18 protein-coding genes, 1 tRNA gene and 1 pseudogene are annotated in these 21,543 nt (G+C 70.6%); 5 read left to right on the forward strand and 15 right to left on the reverse strand.

All coding sequences use genetic code 11. The features are described from left to right. The first annotated feature begins 17 nt into the window (after nt 1–17). The 4 genes from GA0074692_RS21235 to GA0074692_RS21250 are packed head-to-tail and all read left to right on the forward strand — an operon-like array spanning nt 18 to nt 4,715. On the forward strand, nt 18–1,616 hold the full coding sequence (locus GA0074692_RS21235) for an FAD-dependent oxidoreductase (RefSeq protein WP_091653860.1): 1,599 nt from the start codon (nt 18–20) through the stop codon (nt 1,614–1,616). Nucleotides 1,617–1,643: 27 nt separating this feature from the next. Continuing rightward, nucleotides 1,644–2,927, forward strand: a complete 1,284-nt coding sequence (locus GA0074692_RS21240; RefSeq protein WP_091646928.1) for an ABC transporter substrate-binding protein — start codon at nt 1,644–1,646, stop codon at nt 2,925–2,927. Between the two features lie 8 nt (nt 2,928–2,935). Further along, entirely contained in the window at nt 2,936–3,883 is a 948-nt protein-coding gene (locus tag GA0074692_RS21245; protein ID WP_091646929.1) for a carbohydrate ABC transporter permease, read from the forward strand. After that, on the forward strand, nt 3,873–4,715 hold the full coding sequence (locus GA0074692_RS21250; protein WP_091646930.1) for a carbohydrate ABC transporter permease: 843 nt from the start codon (nt 3,873–3,875) through the stop codon (nt 4,713–4,715). The genes GA0074692_RS21245 and GA0074692_RS21250 overlap by 11 nt, the downstream gene beginning before the upstream one ends. Before the next feature lie 95 nt (nt 4,716–4,810). On the opposite strand, the gene GA0074692_RS21255 is transcribed toward GA0074692_RS21250, so the two are convergent. The 9 genes and pseudogenes from GA0074692_RS21255 to GA0074692_RS21295 form a co-directional block, all read right to left on the reverse strand. Beyond that, entirely contained in the window at nt 4,811–5,902 is a 1,092-nt protein-coding gene (locus GA0074692_RS21255) for a LacI family DNA-binding transcriptional regulator (protein WP_091646931.1), read from the reverse strand. Nucleotides 5,903–6,210: 308 nt separating this feature from the next. Continuing rightward, nucleotides 6,211–7,506, reverse strand: a complete 1,296-nt coding sequence (locus GA0074692_RS21260; RefSeq protein WP_091646932.1) for a sulfate adenylyltransferase subunit 1 — start codon at nt 7,504–7,506, stop codon at nt 6,211–6,213. Beyond that, complete coding sequence (cysD, locus tag GA0074692_RS21265; protein WP_091646933.1) at nt 7,506–8,417, reverse strand: sulfate adenylyltransferase subunit CysD; 912 nt, start codon at nt 8,415–8,417, stop codon at nt 7,506–7,508. The genes GA0074692_RS21260 and cysD overlap by 1 nt, the downstream gene beginning before the upstream one ends. A 73-nt stretch (nt 8,418–8,490) precedes the next feature. Beyond that, a complete protein-coding gene (locus tag GA0074692_RS21270) occupies nt 8,491–9,330 on the reverse strand; it encodes an inositol monophosphatase family protein (RefSeq protein WP_091646934.1) in 840 nt (279 codons plus the stop codon). Between the two features lie 80 nt (nt 9,331–9,410). Further along, nucleotides 9,411–10,001, reverse strand: a complete 591-nt coding sequence (gene pth / locus GA0074692_RS21275) for an aminoacyl-tRNA hydrolase (RefSeq protein WP_091646935.1) — start codon at nt 9,999–10,001, stop codon at nt 9,411–9,413. 121 nt (nt 10,002–10,122) lie between these two features. Beyond that, nucleotides 10,123–10,806 carry a 50S ribosomal protein L25/general stress protein Ctc gene (locus GA0074692_RS21280; protein WP_091646936.1) on the reverse strand — a complete coding sequence of 228 codons (684 nt, stop codon included), beginning with the start codon at nt 10,804–10,806 and terminating at the stop codon, nt 10,123–10,125. Between the two features lie 490 nt (nt 10,807–11,296). Beyond that, nucleotides 11,297–12,277, reverse strand: coding sequence for a ribose-phosphate diphosphokinase (locus GA0074692_RS21285; protein ID WP_091646937.1), 981 nt, complete (start codon nt 12,275–12,277; stop codon nt 11,297–11,299). Nucleotides 12,278–12,315: 38 nt separating this feature from the next. Further along, nucleotides 12,316–13,842 (reverse strand): annotated as a pseudogene (glmU, locus tag GA0074692_RS21290) (bifunctional UDP-N-acetylglucosamine diphosphorylase/glucosamine-1-phosphate N-acetyltransferase GlmU). A gap of 73 nt (nt 13,843–13,915) precedes the next feature. Continuing rightward, nucleotides 13,916–13,986: transfer RNA gene (locus GA0074692_RS21295), tRNA-Gln, on the reverse strand. A gap of 462 nt (nt 13,987–14,448) precedes the next feature. On the opposite strand from GA0074692_RS21295, the gene GA0074692_RS21300 reads away from it, so the two are divergent. Beyond that, on the forward strand, nt 14,449–15,135 hold the full coding sequence (locus GA0074692_RS21300) for a TetR/AcrR family transcriptional regulator (protein WP_091646939.1): 687 nt from the start codon (nt 14,449–14,451) through the stop codon (nt 15,133–15,135). Between the two features lie 37 nt (nt 15,136–15,172). On the opposite strand, the gene GA0074692_RS21305 is transcribed toward GA0074692_RS21300, so the two are convergent. From GA0074692_RS21305 to GA0074692_RS21330, 6 genes are all read right to left on the reverse strand, one after another. Beyond that, a complete protein-coding gene (locus GA0074692_RS21305; protein ID WP_091646940.1) occupies nt 15,173–15,643 on the reverse strand; it encodes a DUF4383 domain-containing protein in 471 nt (156 codons plus the stop codon). Nucleotides 15,644–15,737: 94 nt separating this feature from the next. Beyond that, complete coding sequence (locus tag GA0074692_RS21310) at nt 15,738–16,193, reverse strand: DUF4383 domain-containing protein (protein WP_091646941.1); 456 nt, start codon at nt 16,191–16,193, stop codon at nt 15,738–15,740. Nucleotides 16,194–16,327: 134 nt separating this feature from the next. Then, on the reverse strand, nt 16,328–18,148 hold the full coding sequence (locus tag GA0074692_RS21315) for an ABC-F family ATP-binding cassette domain-containing protein (RefSeq protein WP_091646942.1): 1,821 nt from the start codon (nt 18,146–18,148) through the stop codon (nt 16,328–16,330). A gap of 346 nt (nt 18,149–18,494) precedes the next feature. Beyond that, nucleotides 18,495–19,445, reverse strand: coding sequence for a 4-(cytidine 5'-diphospho)-2-C-methyl-D-erythritol kinase (locus GA0074692_RS21320; RefSeq protein ID WP_091646943.1), 951 nt, complete (start codon nt 19,443–19,445; stop codon nt 18,495–18,497). Between the two features lie 145 nt (nt 19,446–19,590). Further along, nucleotides 19,591–20,463, reverse strand: coding sequence for a 16S rRNA (adenine(1518)-N(6)/adenine(1519)-N(6))-dimethyltransferase RsmA (gene rsmA, locus GA0074692_RS21325; protein ID WP_091646944.1), 873 nt, complete (start codon nt 20,461–20,463; stop codon nt 19,591–19,593). Nucleotides 20,464–20,646: 183 nt separating this feature from the next. Continuing rightward, on the reverse strand, nt 20,647–21,534 hold the full coding sequence (locus GA0074692_RS21330) for a TatD family hydrolase (RefSeq protein ID WP_091646945.1): 888 nt from the start codon (nt 21,532–21,534) through the stop codon (nt 20,647–20,649). Between the last annotated feature and the right edge of the window lie 9 nt (nt 21,535–21,543).

A 21,543-nucleotide genomic window follows, 5' to 3' on the forward strand; every position in this document is an offset into this window, starting at 1 on the left:
GGAAGCAAGTGGTACAGATGCGTGCGGACGTCCTCGTCGTCGGTGGCGGGTTGGGCGGGGTGGCGGCGGCGCTGGCCGCAGTCCGGGCCGGCCGGTCCGTCATCCTGACCGAGGAGTTCGACTGGCTCGGCGGGCAACTCACCAGCCAGGCTGTCCCGCCGGACGAGCACTCCTGGATCGAGCAGTTCGGCGCCACCGCCGGTTACCGGGCCCTGCGCACCGGCATCCGGGACTACTACCGTCGGCACTACCCGCTGACCGGGCGGTCCCGTGCCTGGTCGGACCTGAACCCTGGAGCCGGTTGGGTGAGCCGGCTCTGCCACGAGCCCCGGGTCGCCGTCGCGGTCATCGAGGAGATGCTGGCGCCGTACCGCGGCTCCGGCCGGTTGACCGTCCTCCAGCCGTACCGGCCGGTCGCGGCGGAGACCGACGGGGACCGGGTGGTCGGGGTGACCGTGGCGCACCGCGACCGGGACGACGACCGGATCGACATCGTCGCGCCGTACGTCCTGGACGCCACCGAGACCGGTGAGCTGCTGCCGCTGTCCGGCACCGAGTACGTCACCGGCTTCGAGGCGCAGACCGACACCGGTGAGCCGAGCGCACCGGCGGAGGCGCAGCCGATGAACATGCAGGCCGTGTCGGTCTGCTTCGCCCTCGACCACGTGGACGGCGACCACACCATCGACCGCCCGGCCGGGTACGACTTCTGGCGGGACTACAAGCCGGACTTCTGGGGTGACCGGCTGCTCTCCTGGCGGTCGCCGAACCCGCGCACGCTCGAGATCCTCGAGCGGAGCTTCACGCCGAACCCGGACGATGACCCGCTGCTGGTCAACGCCGACCAGCGGCTCAACGCCGGGGACGGCAACCTGTGGACGTTCCGGCGGATCGCCGCCCGGCGCAACTTCACCGAGGGCACGTACGCCAGCGACATCACGCTGGTCAACTGGCCGATGATCGACTACTTCGAGGGCCCGGTCATCGACGTGCCGAACGCGTCCTGGCACCTGTCGAAGGCGCGTGAGCTGTCGTACTCGGTCCTCTACTGGATGCAGACCGAGGCGCCCCGGCCGGACGGTGGTACCGGCTTCCCCGGCCTGCGGCTGCGCGGCGACGTCACCGGCAGCCGGGACGGTCTGGCGCAGGCGCCCTATATCCGGGAGTCGCGTCGGATCCGGGCCGAGTACACGGTGGTCGAGCAGGACCTGTCGCTGGCGGTACGCGGCGCGCACGGCGCGGTGAACTACCCGGACTCGATCGGCGTGGGGATGTACCGCATCGACCTGCACCCGTCCACCGGTGGCGACAACTACATCGACGTCGGCTCCTGCCCGTTCGAGATCCCGCTCGGCGCGCTGATCCCGCAGCGGATGGAGAACCTGCTGCCGGCCGGCAAGAACATCGGCACCACGCACATCACCAACGGCAGCTACCGGCTGCACCCGGTCGAGTGGAACGTCGGCGAGGTCGCCGGGTTGCTCGCCGACTTCTGTCTGGCGCGGGGCGAGTCCCCGCGCGCGGTCCGCAGCACCCCCCGTCTGCTGGCCGACTTCCAGGACCGCATCACGGCGGCCGGCGTGGAACTGCGCTGGCCGCAGATCGTGGGCTACTGACACCACCCCCGGTTGAGGAGAAACATCATGAGAACAGGAAAGGGCCTGCGCGGTGCCGCCGTCGCACTGGCCGGTGTGCTCGCGCTGACCGCCTGCGGTGGCGGTGACCAGGCCAAGGAGAGCGGCCCGGCCAATCTGCGGATGACGATCTGGAGCGCCAACGAGGCGCACCTGAAGCTGTTCAACGAGATCGCCGACGAATACAAGAAGGCCAACCCGGACGTCGCCGGTATCACCTTCGACCCGCTGCCGTTCGAGAACTACACCACCACCCTGACCACCCAGATCGCCGGCGGGAACGCACCCGACCTGGCCTGGGTGCTCGAGAACTCGGCCCCCGACTTCGTCGCCTCCGGCGCGCTGCTGCCCCTCGACGACACGCTCAAGAAGACCGACGGCTACCAGTACGACGACCTCTCGCCGGCCACCCTCAAGCTCTGGCAGGACGACGAGAAGCTGTACGCGTACCCCTTCTCCACCTCGCCGTTCGGGGTCTTCGTCAACAACGACCTGGTGAAGAAGGCCGGTCAGAAGACTCCCGCCGAGCTGATCGCCGCCGGGCAGTGGAACTGGGACACCGCTCTGGCGTCCGCCGCGGCCACCGCGAGCGCGACCGGCAAGGCCGGTCTGGTGGTCCGCGACTTCGACTACAAGGGCTGGGACAACCTCTCCACCTTCTGGACCGGTTGGGGCGCCCAGGCGTGGAGCGAGGACGGCAAGTCCTGCGGCTTCGCCGCGCCGGAGATGGTCGACGCGATGACCACGCTGCACAAGGCGATCTTCACCGCCAAGGCGCTGCCCGGCCCGGGCACCACCGCCGACTTCTTCGCCGGGGACGCGGCCATGACCGTCACCCAGATCTCCCGCGCGTCGCTGCTCAAGCCGGACGGCTTCGCCTGGGACCTGGTCCCGCTGCCGGCCGGCCCGAAGGGCAACTACGCCGTGGTCGGCCAGGCCGGCATCGGGGTGCTGAAGCAGAGCAAGAACGCCGACAAGGCCGCCGACTTCCTCGCCTTCTTCACCAACCCCACCAACTCGGCGAAGCTCTCCCAGTTCTTCCCGCCGCCGCGGCAGTCCCTGCTCAACGCCGAGACGCTGGCCAAGTCGAACCCCCAGCTCAAGCCGGAGCAGTTGCAGAAGGTCGTCATCGACGGCATCGCCAACGGCGTGGTCAAGCCCAGCCACGCCGGCCAGGCCGAGCTGAGCCAGCAGGTCCGGGCCGGACTCGACCCGCTGTGGAAGCCCGATGCGGACGTCAAGGCGGTACTGGACAGCGTCTGCACCAAGATCCAGCCGCTGCTGGCGAAGTAAGGCGAATCATGACCCGTACGGACACCAGGGTGGGTCGGGCCGACGCCCGGCCCGCCCCGGGCCGGGCGCGGCCGTACTGGACCACCCGCCGCCGCGACCAGCTCACCGGTTACCTGTTCATCGCGCCGCAACTGTTCGGCAGCGCCGTCTTCGTGATCCTGCCGCTGATCCTGGTGGTCTGGTACAGCCTGCACGAATGGAACGTGCTGGCCGGCACGTTCGACTTCGTCGGCACCGAGAACTACAAGGCCCTCGCCGACGACGCCAACCTCGGCGCGGTACTCCGCGCCACCGGCCTCTTCTCCGTCGGGCTGGTGGTGTTCAACCTCGGCCTGGCGCTGCTGCTCGCCGTCCTGCTCAACCAGAAGTTCCGGGGCACCGTCCTGTTCCGCACCCTGTTCTTCTCACCCGTGGTCGTCTCGCTGGTCGCCTGGACCATCGTCTGGGGCTTCCTGCTCCAGGACAACGGCGGCATCAACGGTCTGCTCGACACGATCGGCGTGGACGGACCGAACTGGCTACGCGGCGAGACCACCGCGATGATCTCCGTCGTCGTGGTGCAGGTGTTCAAGAACGTCGGCCTGAACATGGTGCTGTTCCTGGCCGCCCTCCAGGGCGTACCCGGCGAGTTGTACGAGGCCGCCGAGATGGACGGGGCCGGTCGGATGCGCCAGTTCTGGAGGATCACCATACCGATGATCAGCCCGACCATCCTGCTCACCTCGATCATCACGGTGGTCGGCTCGCTCCAGGTCTTCGCGCAGATCGCGGTGCTCACCCAGGGCGGACCGGGCACCTCCACCACGGTCCTCGTCTACTACCTCTACCAACAGGCGTTCCAGTTCCACCACTTCGGCTACGGCGCGACCCTGTCGATCGTGCTGTTCGGCATCGTCCTCGCCCTCACCGTGCTCCAGTGGCAGATGCGCAGAAGGTGGGTCCACCATGAATCGTGAGCTGTCGCGCCGCACCAAACTGGCGCTCTACGCGGCGCTGATGGTCCTGGCGATCCCGTTCGTCTTCCCGACCTGGTGGATGGTCACGTCCTCACTCAAGCCGATCGCGGACATCTTCGCCTTCCCGCCGCAACTACTGCCGGTCAACCCGAAGTTCGACGCCTACCAGCGGGTGTTCGAGCTGCAACCGTTCGGACAGCAGTACCTGAACAGCCTCTACATCGCGCTGGTGGTCACCGTCGGCACCCTGGCCGTGTCGGCGCTGTCCGGGTACGCCTTCGCCCGGATCCGGTTCCGTGGCCAGAACCTGCTGTTCCTGGTCGTCCTCGCCGGCCTGCTCATCCCGAGCGAGGTCACCATCGTGCCGCTGTTCCAGATGTTCTTCAAACTGGGCCTGGTCGACACCCACTGGCCCCTCATCCTGGTGCCGATCCTCGGGGCGCCCAGCGTGCTGGCGACGTTCATCATGCGGCAGTTCTTCCTCGCCCTTCCCGGTGAGCTGGAGGAGGCGGCCCGGGTCGACGGGCTGGGCCGGTTCGCCACCTTCTGGAAGATCGCCCTACCACTGTCCCGGCCCGCCCTCGGCGCGGTGGCGATCTTCACCTTCCTGCACAGCTGGAACCTCTACCTCGAACCCATCGTCTTCCTCTCCTCACCGGAGAAGTTCACCCTGCCGCAGGCACTCACCCAGTTCGTCGACGCGTACGGCGGGCCGATGTGGAACGTCCAGCTCGCCGCCGCCTCGATGACCGCCCTGCCCGTGCTGGTGGTCTTCGTGGTCGCGCAGAAGCAGTTCGTCGAGGGCCTCGCGCACACCGGCCTGAAGGGTTGACGACGTCGGGCCGGGGCGGGTCGGACAGAGTCCGTGACGACTCGCCGACCCGATCCGGTCAACCGGCAGAGCCCGACGGCGGTCGACCGATCCGGTCAACCGGCGGAGCGCGACGGGGGTCGAGCCGAGGAACCCGACGCGGACGCCGTCGGCGGGCCGGCGGTGGTGCCGGTCAGCACCGTGCAGGGCAGGCTCCGCTGGAGTGCGTCGGCGGTGAGTGGGGTGGCGCTGACCAACTGCTCGTAGAGAAGTCGTACCGCGGCGGCGCCCATCTCCTCGCGGGGGATCCGGAAACCGGTCCACTCGACGTCGTCAGGCGTCTCGCTCTCGGCGTCACCGAGCTGGGCCAGCGACAGGTCACCGGGCACGGACAGTCCCCTGGCCAGTGCCGCTGCCCGGATCGCGGGTGCCAGCCCGGACGGCCAGATCACCGCCGCGGTGAGACCGTTGTCGCCGAGCAGGTCGAGCGCCTCCCCACCGGACAGCCCGGTGCCGTCGAGGACGACCGGGCGACGTCCGGCGGCTCGTACCGACTCGTGGTAGCCCTGCGCGCGGTCCACTGACGGCTCGTCCCGGCGGAGGTCGCCGAGAAACCCGACCCGCTCGTGGCCGAGGGCGAACAGCAGCTCCACGACCTTCCGGGTCGCGGTCAGGTAGTCCGCGCCGACGTACGGGACGGGGCCGGCGGCCGACTCCCGGCGGCCGATGAACGCGAACGGGAAGTCCCTGCCGAGCAGGTCGGCGAGGTCCCGCTTGTCGTCGTAGCGGCCGAGCAGCACACAGCCGTCGGCGATGCCGAGTCGATAGGAGCCGTCACCGAGCAGGCGCTGTCTCCCCTGGGACGACGGGGTGCCGGTGAAGAACAGCAGGTCGCACCCGAGCGCCTCGGCCTGCGCCTCGACCCCGATCAGGAACGGGTGGTAGAAGTCCCGACTGTCGCGTGGGAAGACGGGCTCGTAGGTGAAGACGCCGACGATCCGGGTCCGTCCGCCAGCCAGCCGCTGCGCGGCCGGGTTGGCGACATAGCCGGTCATCTGGATGGCGTCGAGCACGCGCTGGCGGGCCTGCTCGCCCACCCGGCGGCGGCCGGTCTCGCCCCCGTTCAGGATCAGCGAGACGGTGGCCTGGCTCACCCCGGCGAGCCGGGCCACATCGGCCTGGGTCGCCCGCCCGGTGCCACGTCCCATCGCCTTCCACCTCCTGTCCCGGGCGGTGACCGGTGGTCCGCTCCGGACTGCGTGTCGGTCATGCGCATCACCGCAGGATCTCGATGGCATCGCTGCTACGGCGGACCGCCCCGCAGCCGGCGTCGTCACCGGTCAGCCCCATGCTACGTCCGCAGCCGGGCCCCGGGACGCACCGGCACCCAGCGCAGCCGGGACGCACTCCCGTAGTGCGCATGACCACTGGTTCCCCGGGCGATGTGGGGTGGGGTGGTTGCAGGGGGCCCTTCCTCATCAAATAACGGTAGGAAGGGTCCCCTGCTACCGGTTTGTCAGGTGGTTTCGACGATCATCGCGGCGGCGACGGTGCGGTTGGTGGCCTCGTCGATGATGATGAACCCGCCGGTGGTGCGGTTTCGGCGGTACTCGTCGGCGAGTAGCGGCACGGTGGTGCGGAGCCGGACCCGGCCGATCTCGTTCAACTTCAACTCGCCCGCGGTGTCGTCACGGTGCAGGGTGTTGATATCCAGCCGGTAGTGCAGGTCACGGACGATCGCCCGGGCGGTGCGGGTGGTGTGTTTGATCGTGTACCGGCCGCCGATCTGCAACGGTCGGGTCTCGTCCATCCAGCACACCATCGCCTCCACATCCTGCGTCGGGGTGGGGGCGTTGTTCGGCCGGCAGATCATGTCCCCCCGCGAAATGTCGATCTCATCCGTCAGGCGGACGGTGACGGACATGGGTGGGAACGCCTCGGCGACCGGCCCGTCGGCGGTTTCGACCGACGCGATGCGGGAGGTGAACCCGGACGGCAACACCATGACCTCGTCGCCCGGCTTGACCACACCGGAAGCGACCTGCCCGGCATAACCCCGGTAGTCGGTGACCGTCGTCGACTGCGGACGGATCACATACTGCACGGGGAAGCGGACGTCGACCAGGTTCCGGTCGGAGGCGATGTGCACCCGCTCGAGGTGGTGCAACAGGGACGGGCCTTCGTACCAGGGGGTGTTCTCCGACCGGGTGACAATGTTGTCACCCTTCAACGCCGAGATCGGCACCACGGCGAGGTCGGGGACGTCGAGTTTCGCGGCGAACGCGGTGAACTCGTCGGCGATCCGCTCGAACACCTCCTGCGACCAGTCCACCAGGTCCATCTTGTTCACGCAGAGCACGAGGTGCGGCACACGCAACAACGAGCAGAGGAAGGCGTGGCGGCGGGACTGCTCCACCAGACCCTTCCTGGCGTCCACCAAAATCAACGCCAGATCAGCGGTAGACGCACCGGTGACCATGTTCCGCGTGTACTGGATGTGCCCCGGAGTGTCAGCAATGATGAACTTCCGCCGCGGCGTAGCGAAATACCGGTAAGCGACATCGATCGTGATGCCCTGCTCCCGCTCCGCCCGCAACCCATCCGTCAACAAGGCCAGATTCGTGTACTCGTCACCACGAGCAGCCGAAACCGCCTCCACCGCCTCCAACTGATCCGTAAACAACGACTTCGTGTCATACAACAACCGACCGATCAGGGTCGACTTACCGTCGTCGACGCTGCCGGCGGTGGCGAAACGGAGCAGGTCCATCGGACGGGCCGACGACTCCGGGACGATCGTCTCGACGCTCATCAGAAGTAGCCCTCCCGCTTGCGGTCCTCCATCGCGGCCTCACTCACCCGGTCATCTCCCCGGGTCGCACCCCGCTCGGTGATCCGGGTCGCCCCGACCTCCTCGATCACCTTCTCCACCGTGTCCGCGTCCGACCGCACCGCAGCCGTCATCGACGCGTCCCCGACGGTCCGGTACCGCACCCGCGCCTTGAACCGCTCCTCCCCCGCACGGGGCCGGAAGAACTCGTTCACCGCGTACAACATGCCATCCCGGTCGATGACCTCACGGTCGTGCGCGAAGTAGATCGACGGCAGAGCGATCCGCTCCCGAGCGATGTAATGCCACACATCCAACTCGGTCCAGTTCGACAACGGAAACACCCGAATCGACTCACCCGGATGATGCCGACCGTTATACAACGACCACAACTCCGGACGCTGATTCTTCGGATCCCACTGCCCAAACTCATCCCGGAACGAGAACACCCGCTCCTTCGCCCGCGCCTTCTCCTCATCCCGACGCGCCCCACCAAACAACGCATCAAACCGATGCTTCTCCACGGCGTCGAGGAGGACGGGGGTCTGGATGCGGTTACGCGTCCCGTCGGGGCTCTCCCGGACCAGTCCGCGCTCCAGCGCCTCGGGGACGCTGGCCACGATCAACTGGAGCCCCAACTCGGCAACCCGCTGGTCGCGGTACTCCAGCACTTCCGGGAAGTTGTGGCCGGTGTCGACGTGCATCACCGGGAACGGAATGCTCGCCGGGGCGAACGCCTTCTGGGCGAGCCGGAGCATCACGATCGAGTCCTTGCCACCAGAGAAGAGCAGCACCGGCCGCTCCATCTCCGCCACCACCTCACGCATCACGAAGATGCTCTCCGCCTCCAACGCGTCCAGGTGGGAGACGCGGTAGGCCGCGGGGGCGGTCATGACGTGGCCTCGTTTCGTGCGGCTCGGCTCATGGATTCCAGACCTTTCCGGTCGGACACCTCAGGAAGTGGGGTCAGGCTACCCCGGTATGCCTCTGCAGCGCTGCAAGCAACCGGCTGGCGAGATCCTTGCGACAGACCAGCAGGTCAGGCAGGCGAGGATCCGCCTCGTTGTATTTCAGCGCAGATCCGTCAATTCGGGAAGCGTGCAGCCCGGTGGCCGTCGCCACAGCCACCGGTGCGGCCGAGTCCCACTCGTACTGCCCCCCGGCATGGATGTACGCGTCCACCTCACCGGTCACCACCGCCGCGATCTTCGCCCCCGCCGAACCCATCGGCACCAACTGCGCGCCGATGTCCCCGGCCAGGTCGGTGAGGAAGACCGGCGGACGGCTACGGCTGACCGCCAGGCGAATGATCCGCCCACCCCGCGCGGTCGCCGCCTCCACCGTCATCGGCGGGTACGCCGGCGGATGGTCGGTGGCGAGCACCCGGTGCTGCGCGGGCAACGCCACCGCCCCAGCGACCAGTCCGTGCGGGGTCGACCCGTTGCGCGCCCAGAGCGCCACGTGCACCGCCCAGTCCGAGCGGCCCTCCTCGGAGAACTCCCGGGTCCCGTCCAACGGGTCGATGATCCACACCCGGTCGGCGGTCAGCCGGGAGACCGCGTCCGTGTTCACCTCGGCGGCCCAGGCCAGACGGGAGCCCTCGTCCTCCTCGGAGAGCACCGCGTCCGCCGGCCGCCAGCGGGCCAGCTCCGTACGGATCAGGTCGTGCGAGACCTTGTCCCCGGCCGCCTTCAACGCCCCCTGGTCGGTGAAGCCCAGCTCGTCCCGGAGCTCCAGCAGGGCCTGCCCGGCCCGCGCTGCCAGCCAACGGGCGAACTCGCCGTCGATCATTGGAGGACTGCCCATGCCACACTCCCGCCGCTCGGGCCACGCCAAAATCGCAGACTACCGGCCGCCGATGCCCCCACCGGCACGCCCCGCCCGGGTCAACCGCCGTGGTAGGCGTTCTGCGTCCACTCGACGCCCTGTTTGATCACCGACTCCACGGCGTCGGCCGTCCGGTCGACCAGGAACTCCAGTTCCTTACGCTCGGCGCTGGAGAAGTCGGACAGGACGTAGTCCGCCGGGTCCTGCCGCCCGGGTGGCCGGCCGATGCCGAAGCGCACCCGGACGTAGTCCTTGGTGCCCAGCGACTTGGTCATCGAGCGCAGGCCGTTGTGGCCGCCCTCGCCGCCGCCGCACTTCACCCGTAGCTGCCCGTACCCGATGTCCAACTCGTCGTGCACGGCAATGACCTGCGCCGGGGGAATCTTGTAGAACTGCGCCAGCGCGGCGACCGGGCCGCCGGAAAGGTTCATGTACGTCAGCGGCTTGGCCAGCACCAGCTTCGGCCCACCGAACCCGAGCCGCCCCTCGGCGACCTCAGCCACCGTTCGGCGGTGCCGACCGAACTTCCCGCCGACCCGGCCGGCCAACAGGTCGGCCACCAGGAAGCCGACGTTGTGCCGGTTACCGGCGTACTCCCGGCCCGGGTTGCCCAGGCCGACCACCAGCCACGGCCGGTCCTCGTCCGTCACCCTCCGCCCCTTCCGTCCCGACAACCACCGCGCGATACGACGACACCGACGACCACCGCCCGCCGCCATACGACGACAGGCGCCCCCGAAGCGATCGGGGACGCCTGTCATACGGCTTCGATCAGGCCTCGGTACGCGCCTCGGCCGGGGTCTCCTCGCCCTCGGCGGCCGGGGCCTCGGCACCCTCGGCGGCCTCCACGGCCTCCTCCTCGGCGGCAGCCGTCTCGGTCTCCGGGAGGGTGGCCTCGAGCTGCTCGGCGGTCGGCGCGGCGGTGACGGCGGCGACCGGCAGCTCCGGGTCGGCGGCCAGCTCGACACCGGCCGGCAGCTCCACGTCGGCGGCGGTGACCTGGTTGCCCGCGCCCAGGCCCTCGATCGACACCTCGAGGTGGTCCGGCACCTTGGTGGCCTCGGCGGTCACCGAGAGGGTGTCGTGGTCGTGCACGATCAGGGTGTCCTTCGCGGCGTCCCCGACGAGCTGCACCGGCACCTCGACGGTGACCTTCTCGCCCCGACGGACCAGGAGCAGGTCGACGTGCTCGAAGGTGTCCTTGATCGGGTCACGCTGGATCGCCTTCGGCAGGGCGAGGACCTGGGTGCCGTCGCTGACCTCGATGGCGAAGAGCTGGTTGGCCCCGCCCTTACGGATCGCCGCGGCGAACTCACGGGCCGGGAGCGCGATGTGCTTGGGCTTCTCGCCGTGGCCATACAGCACGGCGGGCACCTTGCCGGCCCGACGGGTACGACGGGCACCACCCTTGCCGAACTCGGTACGGGGCTCGGCGCTGATCTTTACCTCGGACACGGGGAAACTCCTGAATGCTTACGCGGCTGCGGCTTTAGTCGTCTGGCGGTGCTGGGGCGAGGGGCTCGCTGGGGCGCATGGTCTGAACGACTGCCCGGAGCACCGCGTCGATGACGGTGCCTCCGTGCGGCGCTTCTCAGCGGCCCGCAGGGCACCCTCGCCGTGGCAACCGGACCAGTCTACCCGAGCGCATTCCGCGCTTCTCAGCAGTCCCCACACCTCGCCGCCCCGCCGGCCTCCGGACGGCGGGGCGGCGAGGTGGTGAGGCGGTAAGGCGGTGGCACGAGGTGGGCCGCGCCCGGTGGAAACGGCGACACGACGTGGGCCGCACCCGGTGGAAACGGCGACACGACGTGGACGGTGCCGGCGGCAACGGTGGCACGAACGGGCCGTGCCGGCGAACGGGGACACGACGTGGACGGTGCCGGCCGGAACGGTGGACGAATGGGCCGTGCCGGCGGCGGGACCCTCGCCCCGCCGCCGGGCGACGTCAGCTCAGTCCACCGAAGAGGGTGGTCACCGACCCGTCGTCGAAGACCTCGCGGATGGCCCGCGCCAGCAGCGGCGCGATCGACAGCACCGTGATCTTGTCGAGCTGCTTCTCCGGTGGCAGCGGCAGCGTGTTGGTCACCACCACCTCGCTGATCGGGCTGTTCTTCAGGCGCTCGGTGGCCGGGTCGGAGAGCAGGGCGTGGGTGGAGGCGACGATGACGTCGGCGGCGCCCGCCGCCTGGAGGATGTCGGCCGCCTTGGCGATCGTGCCGCCCGTGTCGATCATGTCGTCGACGATCAGGCAGACCCGCCCCTCGACGTCACCGACCACCCGGTTCGCCACCACCTGGTTCGGCTTCAGCGGGTCCCGGGTCTTGTGGATGAACGCCAGCGGGCAGCCGCCCAGCCGGTCCGTCCACCGCTCCGCGACGCGCACCCGGCCGGAGTCCGGCGCGACCACGGTCATCGGCCGACCGGCGTACTTACGCTCGACGTACTCGGCGAGGATGTCCATCGCGAAGAGGTGGTCGACCGGGCCGTCAAAGAAGCCCTGGATCTGCGCGGTGTGCAGGTCGACGGTGAGGATCCGGTTCGCCCCCGCCGTCTTGAGCAGGTCGGCGACGAGTCGGGCGGAGATCGGCTCCCGTCCCCGGTGCTTCTTGTCCTGCCTGGAGTACGGGTAGAAGGGCAGCACGACCGTGATGCGCTTCGCCGAGCCACGCTTCAACGCGTCGACCATGATCAGGGTCTCCATGACCCAGGTGTTGACACCGTGCGTCACGGACTGCACCACGAAGGCGTCCGACCCACGCACCGAGTCCTTGTACCGCACGAAGATCTCACCGTTGGCGAACTCGTACGCGTCGGCGGGGGTCGGCGCGACGCCGAGCACCTCACCGATCTCCCTGGCCAACTCCGGAAACCCGCGTCCGGAGAAGAGCATCATGCTCTTGCGGTTCTCGGCGACGATGCTGCCCATGGCCCGTCTGCTCCCGTGGGGTAGGTGGTGATCCGGGACTACTCGGTTGCAGTATCTACCTCGCCTGCGGCCGTTCGAACCGGCTGGGCATCGCCGTGGATTTACTCACCCTCAGGTCCTCCCGAAACCTGTCCGGATGCGCCCTCCGTGGCCCGCCGCGCCGCCTCCGCTGCGGCCGTACCCTCGCGGCGCATCTCCACCCAGCCCTCGATGTTGCGCTGCCGTGCCCGCGCCACCCCCAGGGCTCCCGGCGGCACGTCCTTGTCGATCACCGACCCGGCGGCGGTGTACGCGCCATCGCCCACCTCGACCGGAGCGACGAACATGTTGTCCGCCCCGGTACGGGCGTGGCTGCCGATCACCGTGCGGTGCTTGTTCACCCCGTCGTAGTTCACGAAGACCGTCGCCGCACCGATGTTGCTCTGCTCGCCGATGGTGGCGTCCCCGACGTAGGTCAGGTGCGGCACCTTGGAACCGGCCCCGATCTGGGAGTTCTTCACCTCGACGAAGGTGCCCACCTTGGCCTTCTCCGCCAGCTTCGCCGCCGGGCGCAGGTACGCGTACGGCCCCACGCTGGCCCGTGGGCCGACCTCGGCGCCCACCGCGTGGCTACGGACGACCGTCGCGCCCGCGCCGACCACCGTGTCCTCCAGCGTCACGTCCGGCCCGAGCAGCGCACCGGCCCCGACCACGCTGGCCCCCTTGAGCTGGGTGTTCTGGTCGACCACCGCGTCCCGCTCGAGGGTGACGGTCACGTCGATCCAGGTGGTCTCCGGGTCGAGCAGGGTGACGCCGGTCCGCATCCAGTCCTCGTTGATCCGGTCCCGCAGCAGCCGCCGCAGCCCGGCCAACTCGACCCGGTCGTTGCAGCCGAGGGTCTCGGTGTGGTCGGCGGCAACGTGCACCGCGACCGGCTCACCGGCCGAGGCGAACAGCCCGAAGACGTCGGTGAGGTACTCCTCACCCTGGTCGTTGTCGGTGGAGAGCTTGCCGAGCGCGTGCCGCAGCCGCACCACGTCGAAGGCGTAGATGCCCGCGTTGATCTCGCGGATCGCCCGCTCCCCGGGGGTGGCGTCTCGCTCCTCGACGATCCGCTCGAGCCGGCCGGCCGAGTCGCGGACGATCCGGCCGAGGCCCGTCGGGTCGGGCACCTCGGCGGCCAGCACGGTCGCCGCCGCGCCCGCCTCCTCGTGCGCCCCGACCAGGGCCGTCACCGTCTCCGACCGGAGCAGCGGCACGTCGCCGTTGAGGACGACCAGGGTGCCCGTGGCGTCCGGCACCGTCTCCAGGGCGATCCGCACGGCGTGCCCGGTGCCCAACTGCCGGGCCTGGAGGACCGGGGTCGCCTCCGGAGCGATCTCCGTCAACTGGGCCTGGACCTGGTCCGCGCCGTGCCCGACCACGACCACCGTGCGCTCCGCGGCCAGCGGCGCGGCGGCGGTCAGCACGTGCCCCACGAGGGTACGACCCAGCAGCGGGTGCAACACCTTGGGCAGCGCCGACTTCATCCGCTTGCCCTCACCAGCGGCGAGCACGACAACGATGCGGGGGGGCGGCTGGGACACGAGGAATGCTCCCGTCGGCAGTCGGACAGTCTGCGCCCATGCTAACCACGCATCAACCGCTCATGTGTACAAGCTCCCGGGAGAGGACTCGAACCCCTACAATCAGGACCAAAACCTGACGTCCTGCCATTAGACGACCCGGGAAGGTCTAAACCGGACGAATGCCCGGGGCGGCAACGCTCCCTACACCTTAGCGTCCCGGCCCCGGAAGCTCATCGTTCATTCCCGCTGGATGCAGGTTCCCGTGCGACACCCGAAACCGCAAGTTACGGTGACGTAGGCGTAGCTGGCCGGATCCCCCGGACCACCGCCCGCCGCACACGTTCCGCCGACCCGAACGGGCCGCCACCAAGCTCCGCGAACCGGTTCCGGAGCGGTAAACCGAGCGGTGGCGTCCGGCGTTACCTGGCAGTATTGCCGGGTGATAGAGCGCAACGGGGGCAGATTCGGACGGCCCGACAGCACCGCCGACGAGCACCAGCCGGGTACGGTCGGTCCTTCCAGGACCATGATCCGGACAGGCGCCGACCAGGTGACAGCGTGAGTACGCCCAGCGGAGGTGCCGTCCCACGACAGGGCGTCGCCAAGCGTCCGCGAGGTGATGACATGGCGAGCGTCTCCGACGGCGACCGCGGTGCGACCCGGCGGCGGGCCGTCCCGCCGACGCCGAAACCCGTGTCCCGGGTACGGATGTCCGCGGCCCAGCGTCGCGAGCAGCTCATCTCGATCGCCCGGCAGATCTTCGCCGAACGCGGCTTCGACGCGACCTCGATAGAGGAGGTGGCGGCCCGGGCGAAGGTCTCCAAGCCGGTGGTCTACGAGCACTTCGGCGGCAAGGAGGGCCTGTACGCGGTGGTGGTGGACCGGGAGGTCCGCGCCCTGCTGGACCGGATCACCACGGCGCTGACCGCAGGTCACCCGCGTGAGCTGCTGGAACAGGCGGCGTTGGCGCTGCTCAGCTACATCGAGGAGGAGACGAGCGGCTTCCGGGTGCTGGTCCGGGAGTCGCCGCTGCTCTCCGCGACGGGCAACTTCAGCAGTGTGCTGAACGATGTCGCGCACCAGGTCGAGCACATCCTGGGGGCGGAGTTCAAGAGCCGGGGGTACGACCCGAAGCTGGCCGAACTGTACTCACAGGCGCTGGTGGGCATGGTGGCGTTGACCGGCCGGTGGTGGTTGGAGGTACGCCGGCCGCGCAAGGAGACGGTGGCCGCGCACCTGGTCAACCTGGCCTGGAACGGCCTGTCCCACCTGGAGGCGAAGCCGGGGATGATCACCGTCCGCAACCGCTGAGCCGAGCCCTCCGGTCGGGCGTCGGGGCAGTGCCGGCTCAGCGGGAACCGGTGATGAGGTGGTTCCGCCCACGCCGTTCGGCCTCGGCGTGCCCGGGCGGGCCGACCTTGTCGTACAGGCCGGTGGCGAGGAGCAGCAATCCGAAGATCATCGAGACGACGACCGTGGACATCGAGAAGTTCAGGAAGTTCGCGTCGGTCTGCAGCACGCTCATCATCAGCACGGCGGTGACCAGGAAGACCACGCCGGCGGTGAGGTTCATGTAGTGCCCCAGGTTGCTCCGGCGGGACGCGCCGATCAACAGCACGATGCCGAAGAGCACCGAGGCCAGCGAGAAGGCCGGGTTGGTCCGCAACCCGAGGGCCCAGTCGTTGCCCCGGTCGAAGAGGGGATCGCCCCACGTCTTCGCGACGCCCCAGACGCCGAAGATCAGGATGTACAGACCGACCAGGCCGGAGAGGGCCCGGTAGAGCGGGCGCGCCGGATGGTTGACCGGGAAGTGCGGCATGACACCCTCCTCCGATTCCGGGAGCAATCTCCCGGATTGTCACCCGAATCGGGGGAGGGTGTCCGGCGAACCGCCAAGACCGAGCGGAATCTGCTCAGAGCACCAGCCGGGCCTCCTGCCAGGCCTTGTGCTCCTCGTCCGTGCCGACCTTGCCGTACAGGGCGGCCGTCAGCAGGACCAGGCCGAGGACCATGATCACGATCACGGTGGCAATGCTGAAGTTGAAGATGTTGACGTCGGTCTGGAGGAAGGCCAGCTCGAAGAGGCTGAGGGCCATCAGCCCGTACGCCGTCCCCTTGTTGATCGCGACGTCCCGGTTGCGGCCGAGGGCGGTGCCGGCCAGAATCGCGGCGCCGACCACGAGGGCGACGAGGGAGAATCCGAGATTCGCCCCCTGACCGAGGACCTTGGTGTCATCCTGGGCGAAGAGTTCGTCGCCCAGGGTGGTGACGGCGCCGAGCACACCGAAGGCCGTCAGGTACAGACCGGTCAGCCCGCCGATCGCCCGGTAGATCGGCCGCGCGGGGTGGTTGACGGGAAAGTGGGCCATGTCTGAGTCTCCAACGCCGGTCGGTTGAGGGTTTCGCGAAGGATTCTCCCGCATACCGTGTGATGGCGCCGCAACGGACCCCGGCTTTGTGACGACGCACGGGCCGCGCGAGTTCTCCGGGCTCTGCCCTGTGGTCAGCTCTCCGGGATCTCCTCAGCGAGGGCGAGCCACGACTCCTCGGTCCGCTCCCGTTCCGCGCGTACCTCCTTGAGCTGGGCGTCGAGGTCGGCGACCCGGGCGTAGTCGGTGGCGTTCGCGGCGAGCTGGTCGAGCAGGGTGGTCTCCTTCTGCTCCAATTTGCCGATCTGCCGCTCCAGCCGGGCGAGTTCCTTGCGCGCCTGCCGAGCCTCGGCGGCGGACATCCCGGCGGTGGCGGACGTGGCGGAGGTCGCGGACGTGGCGGAGGTCGCGGGACCGGCCACGGCCGGCGCCGGGGCGGTCCGTCCGGCGGCCCGGGCGAGGTACTCGTCGACGCCGCCGGGCAGGTGCACCAGTCGGCCGTCGCCGAACATCCCGTACACCGCGTCGGTGACCCGTTCCACGAGGTACCGGTCGTGGCTGGCCACGACGATCGTGCCGGGCCAGGAGTCGAGCAGGTCCTCCAGGGCGGCCAGCGTGTCGGTGTCCAGGTCGTTGGTGGGCTCGTCGAACAGGAGCACGTTCGGCTCCCCGGCGAGCAGGCGGAGCATCTGGAGCCGACGCCGTTCCCCGCCGGAGAGGTCGCCGACCGGGGTCCAGAGCCGCCGGTCGTCGAAGCCGAAGGTCTCGGCGAGCTGGGCGGCGGAGAGTTCCCGGTCGCCGAGCTGCACCCGGCGGGCGACCTCCTCGACGGCCTCCAACACTCGCAGGTGGCCGGGGAGTTCGGCCAGCTCCTGGGAGAGGAACGCCGGCCGGACGGTGGACCCGGTGGCCAGGCGACCGCCGTCCGGGCGGGTGATCCCGGCGAGCATCCGTAGCAGGGTGGTCTTGCCGGCCCCGTTGGCACCGAGGATGGCGATCCGATCGCCGGGCCCGACCTGCCAGGTGACGTCGTGCAGGATCTCCTTCGGGCCGGCGTGCAGGGTGACCTGCTCCAGGTCGTACACCTGCTTGCCGAGGCGGGCGGTGGCGAGCCGTTGCAGCGACATGGTGTCGCGCGGCGGTGGCACGTCGGCGATGAGCGCGTTGGCGGCCTCGATCCGGAACCGGGGCTTGGAGGTCCGGGCCGGCGGGCCGCGCCGCAGCCAGGCGATCTCCTTACGGAGCAGGTTCTGCCGACGGGCCTCGGTGGCGGCGGCGACCCGCTCCCGCTCGGCGCGGGCGAGCGTCCAGGCGGCGAAGCCGCCCTCGTAGGCGCGGACGGTCTGGTCGCCGACCTCCCAGGTGGTGGTGCAGACCGCGTCGAGGAACCAGCGGTCGTGGGTGACCACGACCAGTGCGCCCTTCCGGCCGAGCAGGTGCCGGGCCAGCCAGTCGACGCCGCCGACGTCGAGATGGTTGGTGGGCTCGTCGAGGATGAGCAGGTCGGACTCGCGGACCAGCAGCGCGGCGAGGGCGACCCGGCGACGCTCGCCACCGGACATCGGGCCGACCGGCTGGTCGAGGCCGAGGTGGGGCATGCCGAGGCCGTCGAGGATGGCCCGGACCCCGGCGTCGCCGGCCCACTCGTGCTCGGCGCCCATGCTCTCGCCCAGCCAGGCGGTGCCGAGGACCACGTCCCGGACCCGGGCGTCCGGGGCAAGCATCAAGGTCTGCGGCAGCCAGGCGACCCGCAGGTCGCGGCGGTGGGTGACCCGGCCGTCGTCCGGCTCCTCCTGCCGGGTGAGCATCCGCAGCAGGGTGGACTTGCCAGCCCCGTTGAGCCCGACCACGCCGATCCGGTCGGCGTCGTCGAGGCCGAGGGAGACGTCGGTGAGCAGCGGCCCGGCGGCGCCGTAACCCTTGGACACCCGGTCCAGGTTGACGATGTTGGCCACTCCCCCACCTTTCATGATCAAGGCATTTCATGATCAAGGCGTCCTCGGTGCCGATGAGCACCTCGGGACGCCAGCATCCAAGGGTAGCCAACCGGCCACCACCCCCGACCGGGCCACCCGCCCCGGCCCTGCCGCCACCCGGGACCGGGCCACCCGCCCTGGTCCCCGGTCACCGCCTTCGACCCGGGCCGCCCGCCCCGACCCCCGGCCGCCGCCCCCGAATTGCGGCAACCCGGCGTCATGGACAGTGCCGTCAGCCCCGTATGCCGCAACCCGGGCCGCCGCCGCGGCGGACGGCGGGCCGGCGTTGGATGGGCCGGCGTTGGATGGGCCGGCGTTGGATGGGTCAGCAGACGCGGGCGCCGGCGACCGGGCCGTGGGCCGGGCGGGCGAGACGGCACACCCGGGCGGCGGTCAGCTCCCCGGCCACCCGTTCCGCGTCGTCGGCGTCCTTCGTCAGGAAGACGCAGGTCGGGCCGGAGCCGGAGACGATGCCGGCGAGCGCGCCGGCCGCCTCCCCGGCGCGGAGCGTGGCGGCCAGCCCCGGACGCATGGAGAGCGCGGCGGTCTGGAGATCGTTGCCGAGCGCGGCGGCGAGCACGGCCGGGTCCCGCTGGCGCAGGGCGGCGAGCAGCCCGTCGGCGCTGCCGATCGGCTCCGGCGCGTCCCCGGCGTCCCGGAGCCGGTCGAGTTCCCGGTACGCCTCCGGCGTGGAGAGCCCACCGTCGGCGATCGCCACCACCCAGTGCCACGAGGTGGGGCGGACCAGGACGGGGCTGACCGCCTCCCCCCGGCCGGTGCCCAGCGCCGTGCCCCCGTGGACAAGGAACGGCACGTCGGAGCCGATGCGGGCGGCGATCGTGGCGAGTTCGTCGCGGGACAGGCCGGTGCCCCAGAGCGTGTCGCAGGCGACCAGGGTGGCCGCCGCGTCGGCGCTGCCCCCGGCCAGTCCGCCCGCGAGCGGGATCTGCTTGCGCAGGTGCAGCCGGGCGTAAGCGGGGTGGCCGGTGTGCTCGGCCAGCGCCCGGGCGGCCCGCAGCACCAGGTTGGAGTCGTCCAGGGCCAGCTCACCGGCGCCCTCGCCCTCCATGGTGAGGGTGAGGGTGTCCCCCCGACGGGCGGTCAACTCGTCGTGGATCGAGATGGCGTGGTAGACGGTGTTCAACTCGTGGTAGCCGTCGGCGCGGAGCGGCCCGACCCCGAGGTGCAGGTTGATCTTGGCTGGTACCCGGACCCGGACCGGACCGCTGGCCCCCCGCTGCTGATCGTCCTCGTCCGGTCGCCACGCCCCGGTCACCGGGTGACCCCCCGGACGCGCAGCCGGATCTCGAACGGCTTCTCCACGGTCAGCTCCTCGGCGGAGTCGGCGGCCGGCTCGTGGCGGGCCGCCGAGCAGGTCGTCGGTACCCGAGCCCGCCTCGGGGGCGGACCCGCGCGTCAGCCTACTGTGCGGGCGGCGTACCGGAAGGAGCCGACGCGGCGATCGCGGCGAACTGCTCGACGGTCAGCGACTCGCCCCGGGCACCGGGGTCGACACCGGCCGCGGTGAGCGCCACCGCGGCTCGGTCCGCGCCCTGCGCCCAGCCGGCCAGCGCGGCCCGCAGGGTCTTCCGGCGCTGCGCGAACGCCGCGTCCACCACGGCGAAGACCCGGCTCCGGGACACGTCCGACCGGGGCGGCTCCCGCCGGGTGAAGGCGACCAGCCCGGAGTCGACGTTCGGTACCGGCCAGAACACGTTCGGCGGGACCCGGCCGGCCGAACGGGCGGACGCGTACCAGGCGAGCTTGACCGAGGGAATGCCGTACACCCGGGAGCCCGGACCGGCGACGAGCCGGTCGGCGACCTCCTTCTGCACCATCACCAGGCCGCTGCGGAGGCTGGGCAGCTCGGCGAGCAGGTGCAGCACCACCGGCACCGCCACGTTGTACGGCAGGTTCGCCACCAGCGCGGTCGGGGCCGGGACGGCCAGCTCGGCGGCGGTCACCCGCAGCGCGTCGGCGCGGTGCACGGTGAGCCGCGCCGCGTCCGGGCCAGCGAACCGGGCGGCGGTGTCCGGCAGCGCCCCGGCCAGCGTCGGGTCGATCTCCACGGCGTGCACGTGCCGGGCGGCCGGGAGCAGCCCCAGGGTGAGCGACCCGAGCCCGGGACCGACCTCCAGGGCCACGTCGTCCGGGGTGAGCCCGGCGGCGGTGACGATCCGACGCACCGTGTTCGGGTCGTGCACGAAGTTCTGGCCGAGCTTCTTGGTCGGCGCCACGCCCAGCCGGGCGGCCAGCTCCCGGATCTCCGCCGGGCCGAGCAGGTCTGCGGCCATGGCCTCACACCCTACGTCGCCCGCCGCCCACCTTCCGCCGGGGTGGCCGGCTTGGGTTGGTAGCAGGGGTCCCCTGTTACCGCTTTTTGTCGAACAGGGGACCCCTGCAGGCACCCAAGCCGCCCGTGCCAGGCACCCAAGCCGGCTGCGCCACCGCCCAGCCGGCTGCGCCACCGCCCGGGCTCACCGCCACGGGCCGAAGACCTGTTCCCCGTTCGCCGACAGGTGCCCGCACAGGTCGGCCAGGTCGGTGCCGCTGGTCTCGGCGAGCGCGCGGACGGTCAACGGGACCAGGTAGGAGGCGTTCGGCCGACCCCGGTGCGGCATCGGGGTGAGGTACGGCGCGTCGGTCTCCACCAGCATCTGCTCCGGCGGGGTCAGCGCGGCGGCCTCCCGCAGCACCCCGGCGCTGGCGAAGGTGACCGTGCCGGCGAAGCTGAGCAGGTAGCCCCGGCGGACGCACTCGGCGGCGAACTCCGCGTCACCGGAGAAGCAGTGCAGCACCACCGTCTCCGGCGCGCCCTCGTCGTCGAGGACGCGCAGCACCTCGGCGTGCGCCTCCCGGTCGTGGATCACCAGGGGCTTCGCGTACCGCTTGGCGATGGCGATGTGCGCCCGGAAGCTCTCCTCCTGCGCGGCCCGCCCCTCCTCGCCGGTACGGAAGAAGTCCAGTCCGGTCTCGCCGATGCCACGTACCCGGTCCCGGGCGGCGAGGGCCTCGATCCGGCGCAGTGCCTCGTCCAGGTCGGCCAGGCGGGGCGCCTCGTTGGGGTGCAGGGCGATGGTGGCGACCACCGCCGGGTATCGGTCGGCGACGTCGGCGCCCCAGACGGAGGAGTCGACGTCCACCCCGACCTGCACCAGTCGGTCGACGCCGACCCCGGCAGCCACTTCGATCACCGCCGCGATCGGGTCGTCGGCGGGGCCGCCGGGCGTACCGGCCTCACTGACGGTGATGTCGAGGTGGGTGTGGCTGTCCGGTACGGGGTGGGGCAGCGGCTCCGGAACGGGCGGGAACTCCCCGGCCCGGCGGGCGGCGCGCTGGCGGCGGGATTCGGTCGGCTCACTCATCGCCGATGA

The sequence above is a fragment of the Micromonospora pallida genome, assembly GCF_900090325.1.
Taxonomy (GTDB): domain Bacteria; phylum Actinomycetota; class Actinomycetes; order Mycobacteriales; family Micromonosporaceae; genus Micromonospora; species Micromonospora pallida.

What these genes read in the sequence shown, in the direction of transcription:
- GA0074692_RS21235 (WP_091653860.1), top strand. Translation starts at nt 18, where the DNA reads ATGCGTGCGGACGTCCTCGTCGTCGGTGGCGGGTTGGGCGGGGTGGCG.
- GA0074692_RS21270 (WP_091646934.1), bottom strand. Translation starts at nt 9,330, where the DNA reads ATGGGCAGTCCTCCAATGATCGACGGCGAGTTCGCCCGTTGGCTGGCA.
- GA0074692_RS21285 (WP_091646937.1), bottom strand. Translation starts at nt 12,277, where the DNA reads ATGGGCAGCATCGTCGCCGAGAACCGCAAGAGCATGATGCTCTTCTCC.
- GA0074692_RS21240 (WP_091646928.1), top strand. Translation starts at nt 1,644, where the DNA reads ATGAGAACAGGAAAGGGCCTGCGCGGTGCCGCCGTCGCACTGGCCGGT.
- GA0074692_RS21300 (WP_091646939.1), top strand. Translation starts at nt 14,449, where the DNA reads ATGGCGAGCGTCTCCGACGGCGACCGCGGTGCGACCCGGCGGCGGGCC.
- GA0074692_RS21310 (WP_091646941.1), bottom strand. Translation starts at nt 16,193, where the DNA reads ATGGCCCACTTTCCCGTCAACCACCCCGCGCGGCCGATCTACCGGGCG.
- GA0074692_RS21330 (WP_091646945.1), bottom strand. Translation starts at nt 21,534, where the DNA reads ATGAGTGAGCCGACCGAATCCCGCCGCCAGCGCGCCGCCCGCCGGGCC.
- GA0074692_RS21250 (WP_091646930.1), top strand. Translation starts at nt 3,873, where the DNA reads ATGAATCGTGAGCTGTCGCGCCGCACCAAACTGGCGCTCTACGCGGCG.
- GA0074692_RS21305 (WP_091646940.1), bottom strand. Translation starts at nt 15,643, where the DNA reads ATGCCGCACTTCCCGGTCAACCATCCGGCGCGCCCGCTCTACCGGGCC.
- GA0074692_RS21260 (WP_091646932.1), bottom strand. Translation starts at nt 7,506, where the DNA reads ATGAGCGTCGAGACGATCGTCCCGGAGTCGTCGGCCCGTCCGATGGAC.
- cysD (WP_091646933.1), bottom strand. Translation starts at nt 8,417, where the DNA reads ATGACCGCCCCCGCGGCCTACCGCGTCTCCCACCTGGACGCGTTGGAG.
- rsmA (WP_091646944.1), bottom strand. Translation starts at nt 20,463, where the DNA reads ATGGCCGCAGACCTGCTCGGCCCGGCGGAGATCCGGGAGCTGGCCGCC.
- GA0074692_RS21245 (WP_091646929.1), top strand. Translation starts at nt 2,936, where the DNA reads ATGACCCGTACGGACACCAGGGTGGGTCGGGCCGACGCCCGGCCCGCC.
- GA0074692_RS21255 (WP_091646931.1), bottom strand. Translation starts at nt 5,902, where the DNA reads ATGGGACGTGGCACCGGGCGGGCGACCCAGGCCGATGTGGCCCGGCTC.